The 18413-nt window shown below is 74.1% G+C and carries 18 protein-coding genes; 11 read left to right on the top strand and 7 right to left on the bottom strand.

What is annotated here, in order from left to right:
• Entirely contained in the window at positions 1–801 is an 801-nt protein-coding gene (locus E4623_RS02065; RefSeq protein WP_134764851.1) for a VOC family protein, read from the top strand.
• Positions 802–841: 40 nt separating this feature from the next.
• A complete protein-coding gene (locus tag E4623_RS02060) occupies positions 842–1483 on the top strand; it encodes a DUF6518 family protein (RefSeq protein WP_134764850.1) in 642 nt (213 codons plus the stop codon).
• An 8-nt stretch (positions 1484–1491) separates the two neighbouring features.
• Here the strand turns inward: E4623_RS02060 and E4623_RS02055 are convergent, their stop codons facing one another.
• On the bottom strand, positions 1492–2613 hold the full coding sequence (locus E4623_RS02055; RefSeq protein WP_134764849.1) for a hypothetical protein: 1122 nt from the start codon (positions 2611–2613) through the stop codon (positions 1492–1494).
• Complete coding sequence (locus E4623_RS02050; protein WP_134764848.1) at positions 2610–3041, bottom strand: hypothetical protein; 432 nt, start codon at positions 3039–3041, stop codon at positions 2610–2612. Before E4623_RS02050 ends, E4623_RS02055 begins: the two co-directional genes overlap by 4 nt.
• A gap of 127 nt (positions 3042–3168) precedes the next feature.
• Here E4623_RS02050 and E4623_RS02045 point away from each other — a divergent pair, with 127 nt between their 5' ends.
• Both E4623_RS02045 and E4623_RS02040 read left to right on the top strand, forming a co-directional pair.
• On the top strand, positions 3169–3705 hold the full coding sequence (locus E4623_RS02045) for a DinB family protein (RefSeq protein ID WP_134764847.1): 537 nt from the start codon (positions 3169–3171) through the stop codon (positions 3703–3705).
• Between the two features lie 17 nt (positions 3706–3722).
• A complete protein-coding gene (locus E4623_RS02040) occupies positions 3723–4202 on the top strand; it encodes a GNAT family N-acetyltransferase (RefSeq protein WP_134764846.1) in 480 nt (159 codons plus the stop codon).
• A 3-nt stretch (positions 4203–4205) separates the two neighbouring features.
• On the opposite strand, the gene E4623_RS02035 is transcribed toward E4623_RS02040, so the two are convergent.
• A complete protein-coding gene (locus E4623_RS02035; RefSeq protein WP_134764845.1) occupies positions 4206–5543 on the bottom strand; it encodes an AarF/ABC1/UbiB kinase family protein in 1338 nt (445 codons plus the stop codon).
• A gap of 250 nt (positions 5544–5793) precedes the next feature.
• Between E4623_RS02035 and E4623_RS02030 the strand changes: the two genes are divergently transcribed.
• Entirely contained in the window at positions 5794–7044 is a 1251-nt protein-coding gene (locus tag E4623_RS02030; RefSeq protein ID WP_245154785.1) for an ArsO family NAD(P)H-dependent flavin-containing monooxygenase, read from the top strand.
• Between the two features lie 147 nt (positions 7045–7191).
• On the opposite strand, the gene E4623_RS02025 is transcribed toward E4623_RS02030, so the two are convergent.
• Entirely contained in the window at positions 7192–7785 is a 594-nt protein-coding gene (locus E4623_RS02025; RefSeq protein WP_134764844.1) for a hypothetical protein, read from the bottom strand.
• 142 nt (positions 7786–7927) lie between these two features.
• The gene (locus E4623_RS02020) at positions 7928–8908 is read right to left on the bottom strand and encodes an NAD(P)H nitroreductase (protein ID WP_167736430.1); all 981 of its coding nucleotides are present in this window, start codon (positions 8906–8908) and stop codon (positions 7928–7930) included.
• A 234-nt stretch (positions 8909–9142) separates the two neighbouring features.
• On the opposite strand from E4623_RS02020, the gene E4623_RS02015 reads away from it, so the two are divergent.
• The gene (locus tag E4623_RS02015; protein ID WP_134764842.1) at positions 9143–9799 is read left to right on the top strand and encodes a response regulator transcription factor; all 657 of its coding nucleotides are present in this window, start codon (positions 9143–9145) and stop codon (positions 9797–9799) included.
• A 29-nt stretch (positions 9800–9828) separates the two neighbouring features.
• Here the strand turns inward: E4623_RS02015 and E4623_RS02010 are convergent, their stop codons facing one another.
• Entirely contained in the window at positions 9829–10254 is a 426-nt protein-coding gene (locus tag E4623_RS02010) for a pyridoxamine 5'-phosphate oxidase family protein (protein ID WP_134764841.1), read from the bottom strand.
• A gap of 194 nt (positions 10255–10448) precedes the next feature.
• On the opposite strand from E4623_RS02010, the gene E4623_RS02005 reads away from it, so the two are divergent.
• On the top strand, positions 10449–12158 hold the full coding sequence (locus tag E4623_RS02005; protein ID WP_245154784.1) for a GAF domain-containing protein: 1710 nt from the start codon (positions 10449–10451) through the stop codon (positions 12156–12158).
• 32 nt (positions 12159–12190) lie between these two features.
• Here E4623_RS02005 and msrA read toward each other — a convergent pair whose 3' ends face one another.
• Positions 12191–12841, bottom strand: a complete 651-nt coding sequence (msrA, locus tag E4623_RS02000; RefSeq protein WP_134764839.1) for a peptide-methionine (S)-S-oxide reductase MsrA — start codon at positions 12839–12841, stop codon at positions 12191–12193.
• 124 nt (positions 12842–12965) lie between these two features.
• Between msrA and E4623_RS01995 the strand changes: the two genes are divergently transcribed.
• The 4 genes from E4623_RS01995 to ilvA are packed head-to-tail and all read left to right on the top strand — an operon-like array spanning position 12966 to position 18230.
• Complete coding sequence (locus E4623_RS01995) at positions 12966–14132, top strand: cystathionine gamma-synthase (protein ID WP_245154783.1); 1167 nt, start codon at positions 12966–12968, stop codon at positions 14130–14132.
• The gene (locus E4623_RS01990) at positions 14132–15523 is read left to right on the top strand and encodes a glutamate mutase L (protein ID WP_134764837.1); all 1392 of its coding nucleotides are present in this window, start codon (positions 14132–14134) and stop codon (positions 15521–15523) included. Before E4623_RS01995 ends, E4623_RS01990 begins: the two co-directional genes overlap by 1 nt.
• Positions 15520–17016, top strand: a complete 1497-nt coding sequence (locus E4623_RS01980) for an AI-2E family transporter (protein ID WP_245154782.1) — start codon at positions 15520–15522, stop codon at positions 17014–17016. Before E4623_RS01990 ends, E4623_RS01980 begins: the two co-directional genes overlap by 4 nt.
• Positions 17013–18230, top strand: a complete 1218-nt coding sequence (ilvA, locus tag E4623_RS01975) for a threonine ammonia-lyase (protein ID WP_134764835.1) — start codon at positions 17013–17015, stop codon at positions 18228–18230. The genes E4623_RS01980 and ilvA overlap by 4 nt, the downstream gene beginning before the upstream one ends.
• The last annotated feature ends 183 nt before the right edge of the window (positions 18231–18413 follow it).

Here is an 18413-nt window from a genome sequence, read left to right as displayed (position 1 = left end):
ATGACGACCTCCGAGCCGACCACCGAGCCGACCACCGGGTCGAGCCCGACCTGGCTCACCGCCTTCCTCGACCTCGCCGCGGACGACTTCGAGCGGGGCGTCGTGTTCTGGGCGGGCGTCACCGGTCACGAGGTGTCGCCCAGCCGGGGGCTCCACGACGAGTTCGCCACCCTCGTGGCCGCCGACGGCGACGACCACCTGCGGGTCCAGTGCCTGCGGGCCGGCCGGTCGGGGGTGCACCTCGACCTGCACGTCACGGACCCGTGGACCGCGGCCCAGCGCGCGGTCCGGCTCGGGGCGAGCGTCGTGGCCGACCGGGGCCACGTCGTCCTGGAGAGCCCGGCCGGGCTGACGTTCTGCCTCGTCCCCGAGCCCGCCCCCGCCCGGCTGGTGCGGTCGGCGCCGGCGTCGTGGCCCGGCGGCCGCTCGCAGGTCGACCAGGTCTGCCTCGACGTCGGCCCGGCGGCGTACGACGTCGAGTGCGCCTTCTGGCAGGAGCTCACCGGCTTCGACCCCACCCCCGTCGACGAGCCCGAGTTCCGGCGGCTCGACGGCGCCGGGATGCCGCTGCGGCTCCTGCTGCAGCGGCTCGACGAGGAGCGCGCGCCCGGCATCCACCTCGACCTGGCCGCCGACGACCGCGCGGCCGAGGTCGCGCGGCACCTGGCCCTCGGCGCCGTCCCGGCCCCGGCGCCGGCAGGGCCCGACCGCGGCTTCACCGTGCTGGTCGACCCGGCCGGGTCGTCGTACTGCATCACCGACCGGACGCCCGGCACCTGGGGTGCCGGCAGCGGCACCTGAGGTGGAGGTCGGGGCCGTCGCGGACTCGTAGGTTCGCGGCATGACCCTCCTCCAGCCCCGTCCCGGCGCCTCCTCCTCGGCGGTCCCCGCCGACCGGTCCGCCGCCTCCGCGCTGTCGCTCGCGGTCGCGCTGGGCATCGTGCTGGGCGTGGTCGACCTCCTCCTGCAGACCACGTTGCCGTACCCGTGGGCCGACCTGGCCAACTCCTCGGCCGGGTGGGCGGTGGCGGCGTTCGCGCTGGCCCGGGTGGTGGCGCCCACGGGGACGGTCGGCGCGATCGCCGGGGCGGTCCTCCTCGTCGTCGCCGTCGAGGCGTACTACGTGGCGGCGATCGCGGTCGACCTGGCCTCGCCGTCCTCGCTCGTCGCGGCGTCGTCGATGGCCTGGGTGCTCTTCGGCGTGGTCGCGGGCCTCGGGTTCGGGCTCGCCGGCGTGTGGTCGCGCGCGGGCGACACCTGGTCGGCGGCGGCAGGTCTCGGGCTGGCCTCGGCGGTCCTGGTCGCCGAGGCGTGGCTGCGGCTCGGCACCCCCGGCACCGCCGTCCTCACCGGGACGGCGGGGCTGCTGGTCCTCGCGAGCGCCGTGCGCCGTCCGGTGCTGCTGGGCCGGGCCGCGCTGTGCGCCGGCGCGCTGGTGGTGCCGTGCCACCTCGCCTTCGGGGTCGCCGGCTTCGGCGGCTGAGCCGAGCGCTAGTTCAGGTTGGTTGCTGGGACGGGGCGCAACCCGAACTGGCTGCCGACGTCGTCCATCAGCCCGAGCAGCCCCTGGGCGCTGAAGCTGTTCTCGACGTAGCCCTCCCCGGCGCCGCCGGCGTCGATCTGGTCCATGCCGGCGCGGTAGTTGAGGTAGTACTCGTCGTACATCGACGTCTGCAGGCACTCGTAGATCTCGTCGGCCCGCTGCACCTGGGCGAAGGCCTTCTTGTCCGGCATCAGGTTGGATCCGGTGAGGTCGTCGATGTCCTGCATCACCGCGGTCGTCTGGGAGTACAGGCCGCGGAGCTCGTTGACCTCCCCGACGATCGGGATCTTCCCGGCGAGGTCGAGCGTGCTGCCGACGAGGCTGGCCATGTCGCCGACCCACGGCGGCCACTCCCCGGGCTCGTTGGGCTGGTCGCCGCCGTCGTGGACCCAGTGGTCCAGCTGGCTCTCGAGGTTCTTCCGCAGGCTGTCGGCGGTCTTGCCGGCCCCCTGCTGGGCGCCGGCGATGAGGCGGGCCGCGAGGGAGAAGCCGAGGTTGATCCAGCCGGTGAACACGCCGAACCGGGACACCACGTCGTTGTAGTTGTCGTAGAAGATCCGGAAGTTGTTGGCGAACCGGCCGTCCCAGTCGGCCGCGGCGCCGCCGAGCTCGAGCCAGTCGTCGTTGACGCTGAGCTCGAGCTGGCTGACCACGCGCGCCTGCATCATCTCGATGGCCCCGGTCATGGTCGGGACGAAGGGCTCGGTGAACTGGGCGCAGACATCGCGCATCTGCCCGGCCACCCCGTTCGCCCACGAGGGCCCGAAGCGCCAGGCGGTGTCCATGGCCTGCTTCAGCCCGTCGACCTGGGCCTTGATGTTCTCGGGGCTGCTGTCCCAACCGGCCTGGGTGTCGATGCTCGGGTACTTCCAGTACTCGACCTTGAACCGACCGTCCGGACACGGCGTCGAGTAGCTGAACTCGCCCAGGGCCGGGGGCATCTCGATGGTGCCGAGACCGTACTCGTGGAAGGTCTGCCAGGCGAGCTCGTTGCCCTTGAGGTAGCCCAGGCAGGTCTCGATCCTGTCGAGCGCGTCGTCGAAGGCGCCCTGGTCGAAGCCGCTCGTCATCGGCCCGGGTGGTAGCCGTCGGGGTCGACGGCGTCGGGTGTGGAGGGCACGTGTCCGCCGTCCTCGCTGTTCGCGCCGGGTGTCTCGAGGTCGCGGTAGTCGGGCGGGAGGGGCGCGGGGGTCAGGTGCTCGTACTTCTTCTCGGCCTGCTCGTCGGTGCCGTGGAAGTCGTCGGCGGTCATCACCAGCGCGACCCCGATGTTGTTGAGGGAGCCGACCGTCTTGCGCAGCTCGTCGTAGACGTCGCTGCCCACCTGCAGCAGGTTGCGCAGGGCGGTCGGGTCCCCGGCGAGGGCGCTCATCGAGTTCAGCGAGCCGAGACCGTCGAAGAGGTCCTGTGCCACCCTCGCCATGCGCTCGGCCTGGTCCGGCACGTTGACCGTGCCGCGCGTGCGCAGCTGCTGCGGGTCGATCCTGAGCTCGCCCATCGCTGTCCTCTCCGAGGGCCGCGGCGCGGCCACGCCGGAGAACCTCCCCCGGGTCCGGCGGGCGAAACGCCGGGACGGCGCCGGAACACGGGTGACGAGCGCGCCCCCGCGGGCTAGCGTCGCGCGGATGACGACCTCGGAGCACGTCCGCACCACCCCGCCCCACGTCGCCGACGAGCTGACGATGCTGCGGTCCTACCTCGACTACCACCGCGCGACGCTGCGCCGGAAGACGGCGGGCCTCACCCGGGAGCAGCTCGCCACCCCGCACCCGCCGTCCGACCTCACGCTCGCCGGCCTGGTCAAGCACCTGGCCTACGTCGAGGACTGGTGGTGCGGCGTCAACCTGGCGGGCCGGCCGCCGTCCCCGCCGTTCGACGACGACGCGGTGTGGGAGCTCTCCGACGACTGGGAGCTCGAGTCGGCCACGGACGACGCCCCCGAGGAGCTGTTCGGGCTCTGGGAGCGGCTCGTCGCGACGAGCGACGCCGAGATCTCGGCGGCCGCCGACGGTGTCGACACCATCGCCGTCCGACGCCACCCGGAGACCGGCGAGGGCCTCAGCCTGCGCTGGATCCTGCTGCACCTGATCGAGGAGTACGCCCGCCACAACGGCCACGCCGACCTGATCCGGGAGGCCGTCGACGGCGCGGTGGGCGAGTGAGCGGCACGATCCGACCCATGACCCCCGGCGACTGGCCGCGGGTGTGGCCGTTCTTCCGCGACGTCGTCGAGGCGGGGGAGACCTACGCCTACCCGCTCGACCTGACCAGCGAGCAGGCCCGCGACCTCTGGACGATGCGTCCGCCCGGCGTCACGGTCGTGCTCGAGGACGCCGACGAACCGGGCCGGGTGCTCGGCAGCGCGACCATGGGGCCGAACCGGCCCGGTCGTGGCGCGCACGTCGGCACGGCGTCGTTCATGGTCGCCGCGGACGCGCGCGGGCGCGGCGTCGGCCGCCGCCTCGGGGAGCACGTGGTCGCGTGGCACCGCGAGCAGGGCTTCGCGGCGATCCAGTTCAACGCGGTCGTGGAGACCAACACGGCCGCCGTCCGCCTGTGGGAGAGCCTCGGGTTCCGCATCCTCGGCACCGTCCCCGAGGCGTTCGACTCCCGCGCGCACGGCCGGGTCGGCCTGCACGTCATGCACCTCGGGCTGTGAGGCTCAGGACGGGTCGGCGAAGCCCGGCAGGTAGTCGATGAGGATGTCGCGGAACGGGGCCTCGGCGTCGAGCTGGCTCAGCACCCCGATGCCGCCCACCCAGGTGCGGTGGATCAGCAGGTACGACGGCGGCAGGTTGAGCTTGATCGCGATCGTGTAGGCGGGCTCGCGCGGGTTGTTGATGCGCTGGAACTGCGCGCGCATCCACTCCCGGCTGAACCGGAACCGCTCGACCAGGGTCGGCTCGACGAACGGGGCGAGGTAGTCCATCAGCAGCTGGGCGTCGAGCTTGATCTTCTCGCGGACGAAGCCCTCCGCGCGCAGCCCCTCGAGCACCCGGTCGGCGTCGCCGGTCGCGCACAGGCGCATCAGGATGCCGATGGACTCGGGGAGCCGCTCGTCGGGCAGCCGCGCCACCGCGCCGTAGTCGAGGACGCCGAGCCGGCCGAGGCCGCCGTCGTCGGCCGGGATGATGCGGAAGTTCCCGGGGTGCGGGTCGGCGTGCAGCATGCCGGTGCGGGACGGGCCGGAGAAGAGGAAGCGCGCGAACAGCTCGCCGTAGTGGTCGCGCTCCTCCGGGGTCCCCTCGGCGATCACCTTCGCCAGCGACGAGGTGGAGTCGAGCCACTCGGTGACCAGCACGGTCGGCCCGACCTCGACGACCGGCGGGACGACGATCTCCCGGTCGTCGGCGTACGCCGCGGCGAACGCGCGCTGGGCCTCGGCCTCGAGGGCGTAGTCGAGCTCGTCCTCGGCGCGGGCCTGCATCTCGTCGATCAGCGGCTTCACGTCGATGCCGGGGAAGAGCGGGCCGATCGTGCGGCCGAGCCGGGCGAGCTGGCGCAGGTCGGAGCGGAGCGCGTCACCCGCCCCGGGGTACTGGACCTTGACCGCGACGTCGCGGCCGTCGTGCCAGCGGCCGCGGTGCACCTGCCCGATCGAGGCGGACGCCGTCGGGCCACCGTCGAGCCAGACCAGGCGCTCCTTCCAGTCGGCACCGAGCTCGGCGGCGAGGATGTCGCGCACGGTCTGGGTCGGCATGGGCGGAGCGGAGTCCTGCAGCTTGGTGAGCTGCTCGCGGTAGGGACCGGCGACCTCCTCGGGCAGGGCGGCCTCGAAGACCGACAGCGCCTGCCCGAACTTCATCGCACCGCCCTTGAGCTCGCCCAGGGTGCGGAAGAGCTGCTCGGCGGTGCGCTGCTGGATCTCGGTCATCACCGCATCGGCCGGGGCGCCGCCCATCCGGCGTCCGAGCCCGACCGTCTTGCGACCCGCGTAGCCCAGCGGCAGCGCGGCCAGCCGGGCGGTGCGGCGGACGGCCTTGCGAGGGAGATCGGCCATGTCCCCATCCTCGCGCACCGCACCAACCGCGCGTCTCACCCCACCGTCGTCCCGACGTCGTCCTCGCGTGCCGCCCCGGCGGTGCTGTCGACGTCGCTCGACGGTGTCAACATCGACGGTGATCGATGTAAGCTGGACCCATGACGGCGGAGCTCGCGACGTGGCTGCCCGGGCACCGCCGGGTGGCCGAGCCCGCCGGCGCCTGGCGTGAGACGGTGCTGCTCGAACGCCGTCGCGACGACGCGGCGGCGTGAGCGCGACGCCCCGGGGCGGGGTCGCCGACGTCGAGCAGGTCGACGTGGCCGTGGTCGGAGCGGGGCAGTCCGGTCTCGCGATGGGCTACCACCTGCGACGACTCCACCAGCGTCACCTCCGTGAGGGCGGCCACGGGTTCTCGTTCGTGCTGCTCGACGCGCAGCCGGGACCGGGCGGGGCGTGGGTCGGCACGTGGGACTCGCTCACCCTGTTCTCGCCGGCCTCCCACAGCTCGCTGGCCGGGTGGCCGATGCCGGCCTGGAACCGCGAGGGCACCCCGTCGGCGGGTCATGTCGCCCGCTACCTGGCCGACTACGAGGCCCGGTACGACCTGCCGGTGCGTCGCCCGCACCGGGTCGTCGACGTCCGTGGGGTCGACGGGGCCGACGTGGCCGACGGGGCCGACTGGGCCGACGGTAGGTTGGCGGTCACCGCCGACAGCGGCGCGTCGTGGCACGCCCGCGTCGTGGTCAACGCCACCGGCAGCTGGAGCCGGCCGTTCTGGCCGGCCGTCCCCGGTGCCGAGGTGTTCGGCGGGCGGCAGCTGCACGCCGCCGACTACCGCGCCGCCTCCGACCTGGCCGGAGCGAACGTCCTGGTCGTCGGGGGCGGGAACTCCGGCGCCCAGGTCGCAGCGGACCTCCTCCTGCACGCCGGCGTCGCGGGGCACGTGACGTGGGCGACCCGGGGGCGGCCGCGGTTCCTGCCCGACGACGTCGACGGGCGGGTCCTCTTCGAGGTGGCCAGCCAGGCCGTCCGCGACCGTGCGGCCGGGCGGTCCAACCCCGGCGTCGGCGGTCTGGGAGACGTCGTGGCCGTGCCCGCCGTGCGGCAGGCGCGCGACCACCACGGCCTGCGCGCCGTCGACATGCCGCGCCGACTGACCGAGAGTGCGGCGGTCTGGGACGACGGGACCACCCGGGAGCTGGACGTGATCGTGTGGTGCACCGGCTTCCGACCCGCCCTGCGACACCTGCACCCCCTCCGCCTGTCCCACGAGCGGGGGCACCCCACGACCACGGCACCTACCCACGACTCGACCGCCGCGGTCTCGACCGACGACCCGCGTCTCTGGTTCCTCGGGTACGGCGACTGGTGTGCACCCGGCTCGGCCACCCTGATCGGTGTCAACCGCCCGGCACGCGACACCGCCGCCGCCGTGGTCGACCGCCTGCGCGGCAGGACGGCGGAGGCACGCCCGTCGAGGGGGCGGCCGAGCGGTGACGTGGCTGGACGCGAGGCGTAGGTCCGGGTCACCACCGATGCCTGTCGGAGTCGCTCGCCGTGGGTCCAACGCCTTGTCCGGCCTTCCGTCCTCGCCGCCGCGGGCGGACGCAGGGCGGCCCCGGTGACGGCGTTCGTCCTCGGGGCCGGACCTCGGCGGTGGGAGGGGCTAGCGGAGGATCGGGACCGACGACGCGATCGACGTGCGTGCCCACCAGCGGCCGAGCCCCCAGGTGGTGCCGGCGTGGGTGGCGGCCAGGACGACGAGCGTGACGGCGCCGAGCAGGTGGTCGTCCAGCACGGGGTTGTTCTCCGGCGGCAGGACGACCGACCACATCAGGACGTAGAGCAACGCGCCCGCCGCGGCCGCGGCCCGCATGCCGATGCCGAGCACCAGGGCGGTCCCGATCCCGAGGAGGCCGAGCATGAAGAGCCAGTCCGCCCACGCGGCACCGGCGATCGAGCGGTAGAGCTCGGCGAACGGGCCGTCGGCCCCGAAGGCGAGGAAGCCCTCCGTCGGGCTTCCGCCGTTGATCCAGGCGGCGTCGCCGAACCGGTCGAGGGTGCCGGCCTGGTCGTAGCCGGTGTGGAACCCGAGCGCCAGCACCTTGTCGAGGAAGGCCCAGAGGAAGGTCAGCCCGAAGCCGATGCGGAGCACGGCCAGGGCGCGGCGCGCGAACGTGCTGAGGTCGGTCGACCCGTCCTGCCGCGCTGCCGCAACGGCTGCCGCATCAGGGGGGCTGTGCGGGTGGAGGATGCTCATCGTCTTCTCCTTCTCGGGGGCCTGCTGGCTGTCGGTCCCAGCCTGGTGGCGGCCGGCCACGGCCGGCAGGGGCGATCGCCTCGACGACGGGGGCCTTTCGTCCCGTCCGGGAGCAACCGGCACGACGCCGGACGCCGTGACCTCACGGGACCAGCACGTCCGTCACCGGCCGGCGAGGAGTGCGAGGAAGGTGGCGGCGGCTGATCGCCTGCCAGCCCACGCGCAGGACCAGGTGGGGAGCGGCGACACCGAGGAGCACCTGGTGCTGCAACGACGACCGGGTCTCGTCGACCTCGACCACCTGGCTCAGCGGGACGATCGCCAGCCCGTCCTGGACGGCGTGGAGCCAGACGGCCCCGAGGGCCTCACCGGTCGCCACCCAGGACGCGCGGTCGTCCGCCGCGCCGCACAGGACGACGACGCCGTCGGTGGTCTCGATCTCGTGGTCGCGGTCCTCGAGGCTCCCGTCCGGGAAGCGGGTGCGCCGGCTGGGGACCTCGTCCGTCGCCGGCGGGACCACGACAGCCGGCACGCCGTCGTACGGGCCGTGGTCGGTCCACCGCCGGTGCTCCTCGAGCAGCGCGGGATCGGCGGCCTGCGCGAGTCGCGCCCGACCCACCAGGTGCTCGAGACGGAACCGGTCGATGACGTCGTGCAGCGCGATCGCGTCGCCCCGGGACTCCCTCGCCACCTCGACCAGTCGTTCGAGGCGCGCACCCTGGACCGGCCAGGAGGTGAAGCGACGGCGGTCGGTGCGTCTCTCGCGGAGGGCCCGCAGGAGAGCGACGTCGTCGGCCGACCGGGCGGCGGGAGAGAGCGAGACCCGGGCGAGGAGGTCGGACTCCGGCCCGTCCGGCCACCGCTGGACCGCCGGACGGTAGCCGAGTCCCCGCGCCGCGACCTGCGCGTGGTGCAGCGCGGCGCCGCAGCTGATGGCGAGGCTCCGGCCCCGGGGGTCGGTGTGGGGCAGGCGGCGTCCGGGGTCGGCGAGGAGCTCGACGACGGCGTCGTCCACCCGCCACCTCCACGGCTGGGTGTTGTGGATGCTGGGCGCGCGGCACGCCGCCTCGACGACCGCGCGAGCGGAGGGGGCGTCGACCGGACGGCGGGCGGCAGCGGGCACGGGAGGCACGGGCTCGCGGTCAGGGCGCCTGGACGGCGACGACGCCGGGGACGCCCGCCGCCCGGGTCACGGTGACGGGGTCGGTCGTCATGACGTCCTCGACGAGCATCGGGTCTCCTTGGGTGGGGCCCTCCACAGTGCGCCCCGCGGTCGCGCTGGGGCAGGGACGAAGGTCCCGTCGGCGCAGGGCGGGAGTCGGGTCCTCGCCCGCGGACCGCGGTCTAGGTTGAGGGCATGCCTGAAGCTCCTGCCGCACCCGACCCGATCCGGGTCTTCCTCCTCGACGACCACGAGCTGGTCCGGCGAGGCATCAAGGAGCTGCTGGAGAGCGAGGGCGACATCGTCGTGGTGGGGGAGTCCGGCCTGGCCGAGGAGGCGGCCCGCCGGATCCCGGCGCTGCGTCCGGACGTCGCCATCCTCGACGGCCGGTTGCCCGACGGGTCCGGTGTCGACGTCTGCCGCGAGGTGCGATCGCGCGACCCCCGGATCAAGGCGCTCATCCTCACGTCGTACGACGACGACGACGCGCTGTTCGCGGCGATCATGGCGGGAGCGGCCGGCTACATCCTCAAGCAGGTGCGGGGCACCGACTTCATCGACACCGTACGTCGGGTGGCGGCCGGCCAGTCGATGCTCGACCCGCAGGTCACCGCCCAGGTGCTGGAGCGCGTGCGCAACGGCCCGCCCGTCGACAAGGAGCTCGAGCACCTCACCGGGCAGGAGCAGCGCATCCTCGAGCTGATCGGGGAGGGGATGACGAACCGCCAGATCGCCGAGACGATGTACCTGGCGGAGAAGACGGTGAAGAACTACGTCTCGTCGCTGCTCGCGAAGCTCAACCTGACCAGCCGGACCCAGGCCGCGATCTTCACGACCAAGCACCAGCAGTAGCCGTCCCGGTCGTCGCGACGGCCTCCCGCTCAGCGGGCCGGGTCGCCCGCAGCCGGCGGCAGCCGGCGTCCGGTGACCTCGGTCGCCTCGATCCGCACGACCAGCGGACGGGAACCGGCCGGCCAGGTGTCGACGTCGTCGTCGGGGCCGACGTGGTCGAGGTGCGCCCGACCTCGCAGGAGGACGCTCCACCCGCTGCGGGTCGTCGGCTCGACGGCGTCGACCTGGAAGGCCACCGGGCTGTCGTCGCACTCACGCGCGGCTGCGGAGTACGCGGCCGTCCGCAGGAGGACCTCACCCCCTCCGGCCCGGTAGTTGACCGGGACGACGGTCAGTCCCGCCGAGCCCTGCCACGCGAGCCGGCCCACGTCGCGCGTGGCGACCAGCTCCCAGCACTCCTCCTCGGTGAGGTCGATCAGGTGTCGTGCCCGGGCGTCCTGCTGTCCTGGGGTCATGTCCTCGTCCTCTCGGTCCTCCACCCAGCGTGCGCCTGCGGTGCCGGCGGTCGCAGGTGCCGCGGTCCCGGGACCACGGGACGAACGTCACGGGATCCCCGATGTTGCTAGCGTGCGCACCAGTCGCCACCACCGTGGCGCGCGGGAGGACAGATGACCTGGTCGAGCGGATGCGCGCCGGAGGAGCGGCGGCCGTGACGACGCCGCTGTCGGGGGCCGACTTCGACGAGCTGCTGCGCGAGGTCCTGGCGCGGGTCGAGGGAGTCCTCGACGAGCAGGCGCGGCTGCGCCTGCTCCTCGACGCCGTCGTGACCATGGCGGCCGACCTGACCCTCGACGGGGTGCTGGCGCGGATCGTGTCGATCGCGAGCGCCCTCGTCGACGCGAGGTACGCCGCGCTGGGGATCCTCAGCGGCGGGGTGGAGCGACCCCTGCGGACCTTCATCCACCACGGGGTGACCCCCGGCCAGGTGGCCGAGATCGGCGAGCTCCCGGCGGGCCACGGTCTCCTCGGGCTGATCATCGAGCGGCCCGAGCCGCTGCGGCTGCACGACATCGCCGCACACCCGGAGTCGTTCGGGTTCCCCCCGCACCACCCGCCGATGAGCTCCTTCCTCGGTGTCCCCGTGCGCATCCGGGACCAGGTCTTCGGCAACCTGTACCTCACGGAGAAGAGCGGGGGGATCGACTTCACCGAGCAGGACGAGAACGTGGTGGTCGCCCTGGCGGCCGCCGCGGGCGTCGTCATCGAGAACGCCCGGCTCTACGAGCGGGCCGCCCAGCGGGAGCACTGGCTGGCTGCGACCGCCGAGATCACCCGCCTGCTCGCGAGCGCCAACCTGGAGGTCGACCCGCTCCAGACCGTGGCCGACCTCGCCCGCGAGGTGTCCGGTGCGGACGTGTCGTGGATCGTCGTGGGCGCGGGCAGCGACGAGCTGGTCCTGCGGGTGGTCTCGGGCCTGGAGGCCGACCCGGTGGCGATGCGGTCGCTGGCGCTCGAGGAGTCGCTGGCCAGCAGCGTCGTGCGGACCGGCGAGGCCGTCTCGGTCGACGACCTCGCCGCCGACACCCGGGCGCTCGATCCGTCCGGGCTCCTGGGGTGGCCACGGCTCGGACCGGCCATCGTCGTCCCTCTCGGGTCGGCGACGGGGTCGGAGGGGGTCCTCGCGCTGGCGTGGACCCACCAGCACCGCGACCGGTTCCACGACGTCGACTCGTCGCTGCCGGCCAGCTTCGCCGAGCAGGCGGCCCTCGCCCTGCAGGTGGCGCGGGCCCGTCGCGACCAGCAGCGCCTGGCCGTCCTCCAGGACCGCGACCGGATCGGGCGCGACCTCCACGACCTGGTGATCCAGCGCCTGTTCGCGGTCGGGCTGGGCCTGCAGAGCACCTCGCGGCTGACGGACCGCCCCGAGGTCGCCGACCGGCTCGACCAGGCGGTCGACGACCTCGACGCCACGATCAAGGACATCCGCCGCTCGATCTTCGGCCTCGGTGCCCTGGAGTCCTCGGCCGACCTCCAGGCCGAGGTGACCCGTCTCGTCGAGCGCGCGGCCGCGACGCTCAAGTTCCGCCCGTCGCTCCGCTTCGAGGGCCCGGTCCGCACGATGGTCGGCGAGGACGTGGCGCCCGACCTGCTCGCCGTCCTGGCCGAGGCGCTGTCGAACGCGAGCAGGCACGCCGCTGCCTCGGCCGTCGACGTGGTCGTCGCGGTCACGGGTGCCGAGGTCGCCCTCACGGTCGGCGACAACGGGCGCGGGCTCCCCGAGGAGTGGCGCGAGAGCGGGGTCGCCAACATGCGCAGCCGCGCGGAGGGTCACGGCGGGACGTTCCTGCTCCGTTCCGAGCCCGGCGGCGGGACCCGGCTCCGGTGGGCGGTGCCCACCTCGGCCTCAGCGGCGCCCTGAGCCGGAACCCCGGTCGCGGAGGGGCCGGGCGGTCAGTGCGTCGCCGGGAACCTCACGCCGGTGTTGGCGTGGCAGCGGTAGCCGAACGGGTTCTTGGCCAGGTACTGCTGGTGGGCCTCCTCGGCGTAGTAGTACGGCGTCTCGGCGGCCGGGCGGATCTCGGTGGTGATGTCGCCGAGGCGGCGCCGGGCGAGCTCGTCGCCGTAGACCTTGGTGAGGTCGCGGGCGACCTGCTCCTGCTCGGGGGAGGTGTAGTAGATCGCCGAGCGGTACTGGGTGCCGACGTCGTTGCCCTGGCGCATGCCCTGCGTCGGGTCGTGGACCTCGAAGAACACCTTCACCAGGTCGGCGAACGAGACGACGGCCGGGTCGAAGACGATCCGCACGGCCTCGGTGTGACCGGTGCGGCCGCTGCAGACCTCCTCGTACGACGGGTGGCCGGTGTGCCCGCCCGCGTAGCCGACCGAGGTCGACCAGACGCCCTTCTTCTGCCAGTAGATCTCCTCGGCGCCCCAGAAGCACCCGAGCCCGAAGATCGCGACCTCGTGGCCGTCGGGCACCTCGTCGGTGACCACGGGGGTGCCCAGGACGACGTGCTCGTCGCTGCGCTGGAACGGGTCGGAGTCGCGCCCGGGCAGGGCGTGGTCGGCGTCGACGAGGGTGGTCTTGGCGCGGGAGAACATGTCTCCATCATCCCAGGCCGGGCAAGTCCCCGCGGGGTGGTCCACCGCCGTGGCGCGGGCCGTCGGCCGACTCGACCGCGACCGAGCAGGTCGCGCTCCCCCGGGGCTGGGTAGCCTCGTCCAGGTGACCCAGAACGAGATCTCCAAGGCCGGGTTCGAGACGCGTGCGATCCACGCCGGCTACGACCCCGACCCGACCACCGGCGCGGTGATCCCGCCGATCTACGCCACCTCGACCTACAAGCAGGACGGCGTCGGCGGACTGCGCGGCGGCTACGAGTACAGCCGCTCGGCGAACCCGACCCGCACCGCGCTCGAGGGTGCGCTCGCCTCGGTCGAGGAGGGGGAGCGCGGGTTCGTCTTCGCCTCCGGTCTCGCCGGCGAGGACACCCTGGTGCGCTCGACCTGCCGGCCGGGCGACCACGTCGTCCTGCCCGACGACGCCTACGGCGGCACCTACCGCCTCTTCGACAAGGTCGAGCAGGCCTGGGGCGTCGAGCACACCCCGGCGGCGGTCTCCGACGTGGACGCCGTGCGCGCGGCGATCCGGCCCGGGCGCACCAAGCTGGTCTGGCTCGAGACTCCCACCAACCCGCTGCTCAACATCGGCGACATCGAGGCGCTCGCCGCCGTCGCCCACGACGCCGGCGCGCTGCTCGTCGTCGACAACACCTTCGCCTCGCCGTACCTCCAGCAGCCGCTGACCCTCGGCGCCGACGTCGTCGTCCACTCCACCACCAAGTACGTCGGCGGCCACTCCGACGTCGTCGGCGGCGCGCTCGTCGTGCGCGACCACGAGCTCGCCGAGCAGGTCGCCTTCCACCAGAACGCCATCGGCGCCGTCCCCGGCCCGTTCGACTGCTTCCTGACCCACCGCGGCCTCAAGACGCTCGGGGTCCGGATGGACCGGCACTGCGACAACGCCGAGCGGGTCGTGGAGTTCCTCACCGGCCACCCGGCCGTGACCCAGGTCATCTACCCGGGCCTGCCCGAGCACCCCGGCCACGTCGTCGCGAGCCGCCAGATGAAGCGGTACGGCGGCATGGTGTCCTTCCGCGTCGCCGGCGGCGTCGAGCAGGCCCTCGCCGTGTGCGAGCGCGCGAGCGTGTTCACCCTCGGCGAGTCGCTGGGCGGCGTCGAGTCGCTGATCGAGCACCCCGGCCGGATGACCCACGCGAGCGTCGCCGGCACCGAGCTCGAGGTGCCCGACGACCTGGTGCGGCTGTCGGTCGGCATCGAGACCGCCGACGACCTGCTGGCCGACCTCGACCGCGCCCTCGGTCCGAGGTAGTGCCGGCCGGGCCCGCGGAGGGGACGTCCTCGGGGTCTCGGGACCCGGAGGTCCTCTGCGTCGACTTCGGCTCCACCTACACCAAGGCGACACTCGTCGACCTCGCCACCGGCGTGGTCGTCGGCCGCACCGAGCACCGCACCACGATCGACACCGACGTCCTCGACGGGCTCGACGCCTGCCTGGCGACGCTCGGCCTCGCGGACGCCGTCGGCCGCGGTGAGGTGCCGGTGCTGGCCTGCTCGAGCGCCGGGGGCGGGCTGCGGATCGCCGTCGTCGGCAACGAGGAGCTCGTCACGGCCGAGGCCGGGCGCCGGGTCGCGCTGTCCAGCGGCGGCAAGGTGGTCGCCGTCGTGGCCGCCGCGGCCGGCCCCGTCGAGCTCGGCGCGCTGGCCGACCCCGACGTCGTCCTGCTCACCGGCGGCACCGACGGCGGCAACGCCGAGGTGATCATCGCCGCGACCCGCTCGCTGGTCGGGTCCGGCTGGCGGGGCCCGGTCGTCGTGGCCGGCAACGCCGACGCCGTCGAGGAGGTCTCGGCCCTGCTCGGCGACGTCCCGCACGTCGTCGCGGCCAACGTCGTCCCACAGATCGGGGTCCTGCACCCGGACGGCGCACGGGCGGCGGTCCGCGAGATGTTCCTGTCCCACGTCATCGGCGGCAAGGAGCTCAGCGCCCGCGGGGACGGCGAGGAGTTCGTCGCGATGGTCCGGGGCGCCACACCGGACGTCGTCCTCACCGGGGTCGAGGTGCTCGCGGCGTCCGCCGGCGACGTCGTCGTCGTCGACGTCGGGGGCGCGACCACCGACGTCCACTCGGTGGTCGACCTCGACCCGGAGGACGGGGCCCTGGCCCGCGACGTCGTCGCGCCGACCGCCGTCACCCGCACCGTCGAGGGCGACCTCGGGATGCGCTGGTCGGCCGTCACCACCGCCGAGGCCGCCGGCGACGACACGCTCGCGGCGGCCGCCGCCCGCCGCACCGCCGACCCGGCGTACCTCCCCGAGAGCGACGCCGACCGCGACGACGACGAGGCGATCGCCCGGGCCGCTGCCGGGCTGGCCCTGCGCCGGCACGCCGGCCGGTCGCGCGTCGTGGTCGGGCCCGAGGGCCGCGTCGTGGAGCGCACCGGCACCGACCTGCGCGAGGTCGACCTCGTGGTGGCCTCCGGGGGAGCGCTGCGGCACGGCCGCCCCGGCGTGGTCGACCGGGTCCTGGCCGGCAGCACCGGCCCCGCCGTCGAGGGCGGTTGGCAGCTCCCCGAGCGGGCCCGCGTCGTCCTGGACGCCGACCACGTGCTCGCCGCGGTCGGGCTGCTCGCCGCCGAGCACCCCGGGACCGCCCGGCTGCTGGCCGGCAGCCTGCTCGGCGCGCCTAGGGTGGCCCGGTGACCCCCGACGATCCCGAGGTGCGCGACCTCGAGAAGACCCCCAGCGGTGCGCCCGCCGACCGCCCCGCTGAGCAGCCCGTCGACCGGCCCGTCGACCGGCCCGTCGACCGGCCCGTCGACCGGCCCGTCGACCGGCCCGTCGACCGGCCCGTCGACCAGCCCGCGCACCCCGCGGGGCGGGCCGAGGAGGAGAGCAGCCGCCGCCGCCGCTGGCAGCGCGGCGCCGAGCACACCGCGGAGGCACGGGAGCGCGAGCGCGAGGAGCGTGTGGTCGCCCGGATCGCCGCCCAGTGGGCGCAGATGCGCGAGGAGCGCCGCCACGACGCCGCCTCGACGCCGGCCGTCGCGGGCGGGGCCTCGAACTTCAGCCAGGCGCAGGTGCCGTGGGGCCTCGACCTCGCCGCGGCCTGGGGCTGGCGCTTCCTGGTCATCTGCGCGGCGGGCTACGTCATCTTGTGGCTCACGGCGTTCTTCGCGGTGGTGACGCTGCCCCTGGCGATCGCGCTGCTCATCACCGCGCTGTCCAGCCCTGTCGTGTCCGGGCTGCGCCGTCTCGGTCTCCCGCGCGGGCTCGCGGCGATCGTCGTCGTGGTCGGGCTGCTCGGCTTCATCGCGATGCTGCTCACCTTCGCCGGTCAGCAGGTGGCCAGCGGCGCCAACGACCTCGCCGACTCGACCGTCAAGGGGCTCGACGAGATCCGCGACTGGCTCAAGGACGGTCCGCTGCACGCCAGCGACACCCAGATCAACTCCTACATCGAGCAGGCCCAGGCCACGATCACCGACCGGACCCGTGACAACGACTGGTTCGCGCAGGCCACCGAGGTCGGCAGCGCGCTCGGCCACGTCCTCGCCGGGTTCTTCATCATCTTGTTCTCGACCTACTTCTTCCTCGCCGACGGCGACCGCATCTGGTCCTGGCTGGTGCGGCTCTCCCCGCGCGCGGCGCGCGAGCGGGTCGACGCCTCGGGCCGGGTCGCCTGGATCTCGCTGACCCAGTTCGTGCGGGCCACGGTCATCGTCGCGGCGGTCGACGCGATCGGCATCGTGATCGGCGCCGCGGTGCTCGACGTGCCCTTCGTGCTCGCCATCGGCGTGCTGGTCTTCCTCGGCGCGTTCGTGCCCATGATCGGTGCCACCATCGCCGGCACGGTCGCCGTCCTCGTCGCGCTCGTCGACCAGGGTCCGATCACGGCGCTGATCATGCTGGCCGTCGTCATCGGCGTGCAGCAGATCGAGGGCCACATCCTGCAGCCGTTCCTGATGGGCCGGTGGGTGTCGGTGCACCCGCTCGGCGTCATCCTCGCGATCGCGGGCGGCGTCCTGGTGGCCGGCATCGCCGGCGCCCTCGTCGCGGTCCCGCTCGCCGCGGCGGTCAACGCCGTCGTCCAGCACCTGGCGTCCTACACCGAGCCCGGCTCGGATCCCGAGGAGGAGCTCGCCGAGGACTACGAGGAGTCACGGGCGACGTCCGAGCTCGAGGGACGGGCGTGAGCGCTCCCGGCGAGGGCATCGGGATCGACGACGTCCGTGCCGCCCGCGAGGTGCTGCGCGGTGTCGCGATCGAGACGGCGATGGAGGAGTCGCGCTGGCTCTCCGCGCTCGTCGGCGGGCCGGTGTCGCTGAAGTGCGAGAACCTCCAGCGCACCGGGTCGTTCAAGGCCCGCGGCGCCTACGTGCGGATCTCCCGGCTCTCGGCCGAGGAGCGGACCCGCGGCGTGGTCGCGGCGTCGGCCGGCAACCACGCGCAGGGCGTCGCCCTGGCTGCCCAGCGGCTCGGGATCCGGGCCACGGTCTTCATGCCCGAGGGGGCGCCGATCCCGAAGGAGAAGGCGACCCGCGGCTACGGCGCCGAGGTGGTCTTCGAGGGCCGCTACCTGGAGGACGCGCTCGTCGGGGCCCGCCGCTTCGCCGCCGAGACCGGCGCCGTGCTGATCCACCCCTTCGACCACGCCGACGTGATGGCCGGTCAGGGCACCGTCGGTCTGGAGATCCTCGAGCAGGTGCCCGACGTCGAGACGGTCGTCGTCCCGACCGGGGGCGGCGGGCTGCTCGCCGGCATCGCGATCGCGGTCAAGGCGCTGCGGCCCGAGGTCTCGGTCATCGGCGTCCAGGCCAAGGGCGCCGCCGCCTACCCGGGGTCGCTGCGGCAGGGCGCCCCGGTGCCGCTGACCTCGATGAAGACGATGGCCGACGGCATCGCGGTCGGCATGCCGGGCGACCTCACCTTCGCCGCGGTCCGTGACTTCGTCGACGAGATCGTCACCGTCACCGAGGAGGAGATGTCACGCGCCCTCCTCGCCCTGATGGAGCGCGCCAAGATGGTCGTCGAGCCGGCCGGCGCCGCGGCCGTGGCCGCGCTGCTGGCCGACCCCACGGCGTACCGGACGCCCGCCGTGGCCGTCCTCTCCGGTGGCAACATCGACCCCATCCTGCTCGGCAAGGTGATCCAGCACGGCATGGCCGCGGCCGGCCGCTACCTCAACCTGCACGTCAACATCCCCGACGTCCCGGGTGGGCTGGCGCGGCTGCTCGCCGAGGTCGGCGAGACCGGTGCCAACGTGCTCGAGGTCGCCCACGAGCGCATCTCGCCCTCGCTGCACCTCGACGAGGTCGACGTCCACCTCCAGCTCGAGACGCGCGGGCTGCCGCACGCCGAGCTCGTCACCGGGCGCCTGCGCGCCCGCGGCTACCGCGTCCTGGAGTAACCCCGCCCCCGGCGGTCGAGCCGGGCCGCTTCCCGGTGGTCGAGCTGGCCGCGACCCCCGGTGGTCGAGCCGCGGGGGACGGAGTCACCGCGAGTCGAGACCCTCCGTGTGGGTGGTCTCGACTCGGCTCGCCAGCGCTCGCCAGCGCTCGCCAGCGCTCGCCGGCTCGACCAGCGGGTTGGG

Source organism: Nocardioides sp. 1609 (assembly GCF_004522105.1).
In the GTDB taxonomy this organism is placed as follows: Bacteria; Actinomycetota; Actinomycetes; order Propionibacteriales; family Nocardioidaceae; genus Nocardioides.
The sequence above is the reverse complement of the archived record's forward strand: the minus strand, read 5'-3'. Positions and strand labels throughout refer to the sequence as shown.

Bases quoted from the DNA above. Each gene is read 5' to 3' on its own strand.
- E4623_RS02065 (WP_134764851.1), top strand. From the start codon at position 1: ATGACGACCTCCGAGCCGACCACCGAGCCGACCACCGGGTCGAGCCCG.
- E4623_RS02060 (WP_134764850.1), top strand. From the start codon at position 842: ATGACCCTCCTCCAGCCCCGTCCCGGCGCCTCCTCCTCGGCGGTCCCC.
- E4623_RS02055 (WP_134764849.1), bottom strand. From the start codon at position 2,613: ATGACGAGCGGCTTCGACCAGGGCGCCTTCGACGACGCGCTCGACAGG.
- E4623_RS02050 (WP_134764848.1), bottom strand. From the start codon at position 3,041: ATGGGCGAGCTCAGGATCGACCCGCAGCAGCTGCGCACGCGCGGCACG.
- E4623_RS02045 (WP_134764847.1), top strand. From the start codon at position 3,169: ATGACGACCTCGGAGCACGTCCGCACCACCCCGCCCCACGTCGCCGAC.
- E4623_RS02040 (WP_134764846.1), top strand. From the start codon at position 3,723: ATGACCCCCGGCGACTGGCCGCGGGTGTGGCCGTTCTTCCGCGACGTC.
- E4623_RS02035 (WP_134764845.1), bottom strand. From the start codon at position 5,543: ATGGCCGATCTCCCTCGCAAGGCCGTCCGCCGCACCGCCCGGCTGGCC.
- E4623_RS02025 (WP_134764844.1), bottom strand. From the start codon at position 7,785: ATGAGCATCCTCCACCCGCACAGCCCCCCTGATGCGGCAGCCGTTGCG.
- E4623_RS02015 (WP_134764842.1), top strand. From the start codon at position 9,143: ATGCCTGAAGCTCCTGCCGCACCCGACCCGATCCGGGTCTTCCTCCTC.
- E4623_RS02010 (WP_134764841.1), bottom strand. From the start codon at position 10,254: ATGACCCCAGGACAGCAGGACGCCCGGGCACGACACCTGATCGACCTC.
- msrA (WP_134764839.1), bottom strand. From the start codon at position 12,841: ATGTTCTCCCGCGCCAAGACCACCCTCGTCGACGCCGACCACGCCCTG.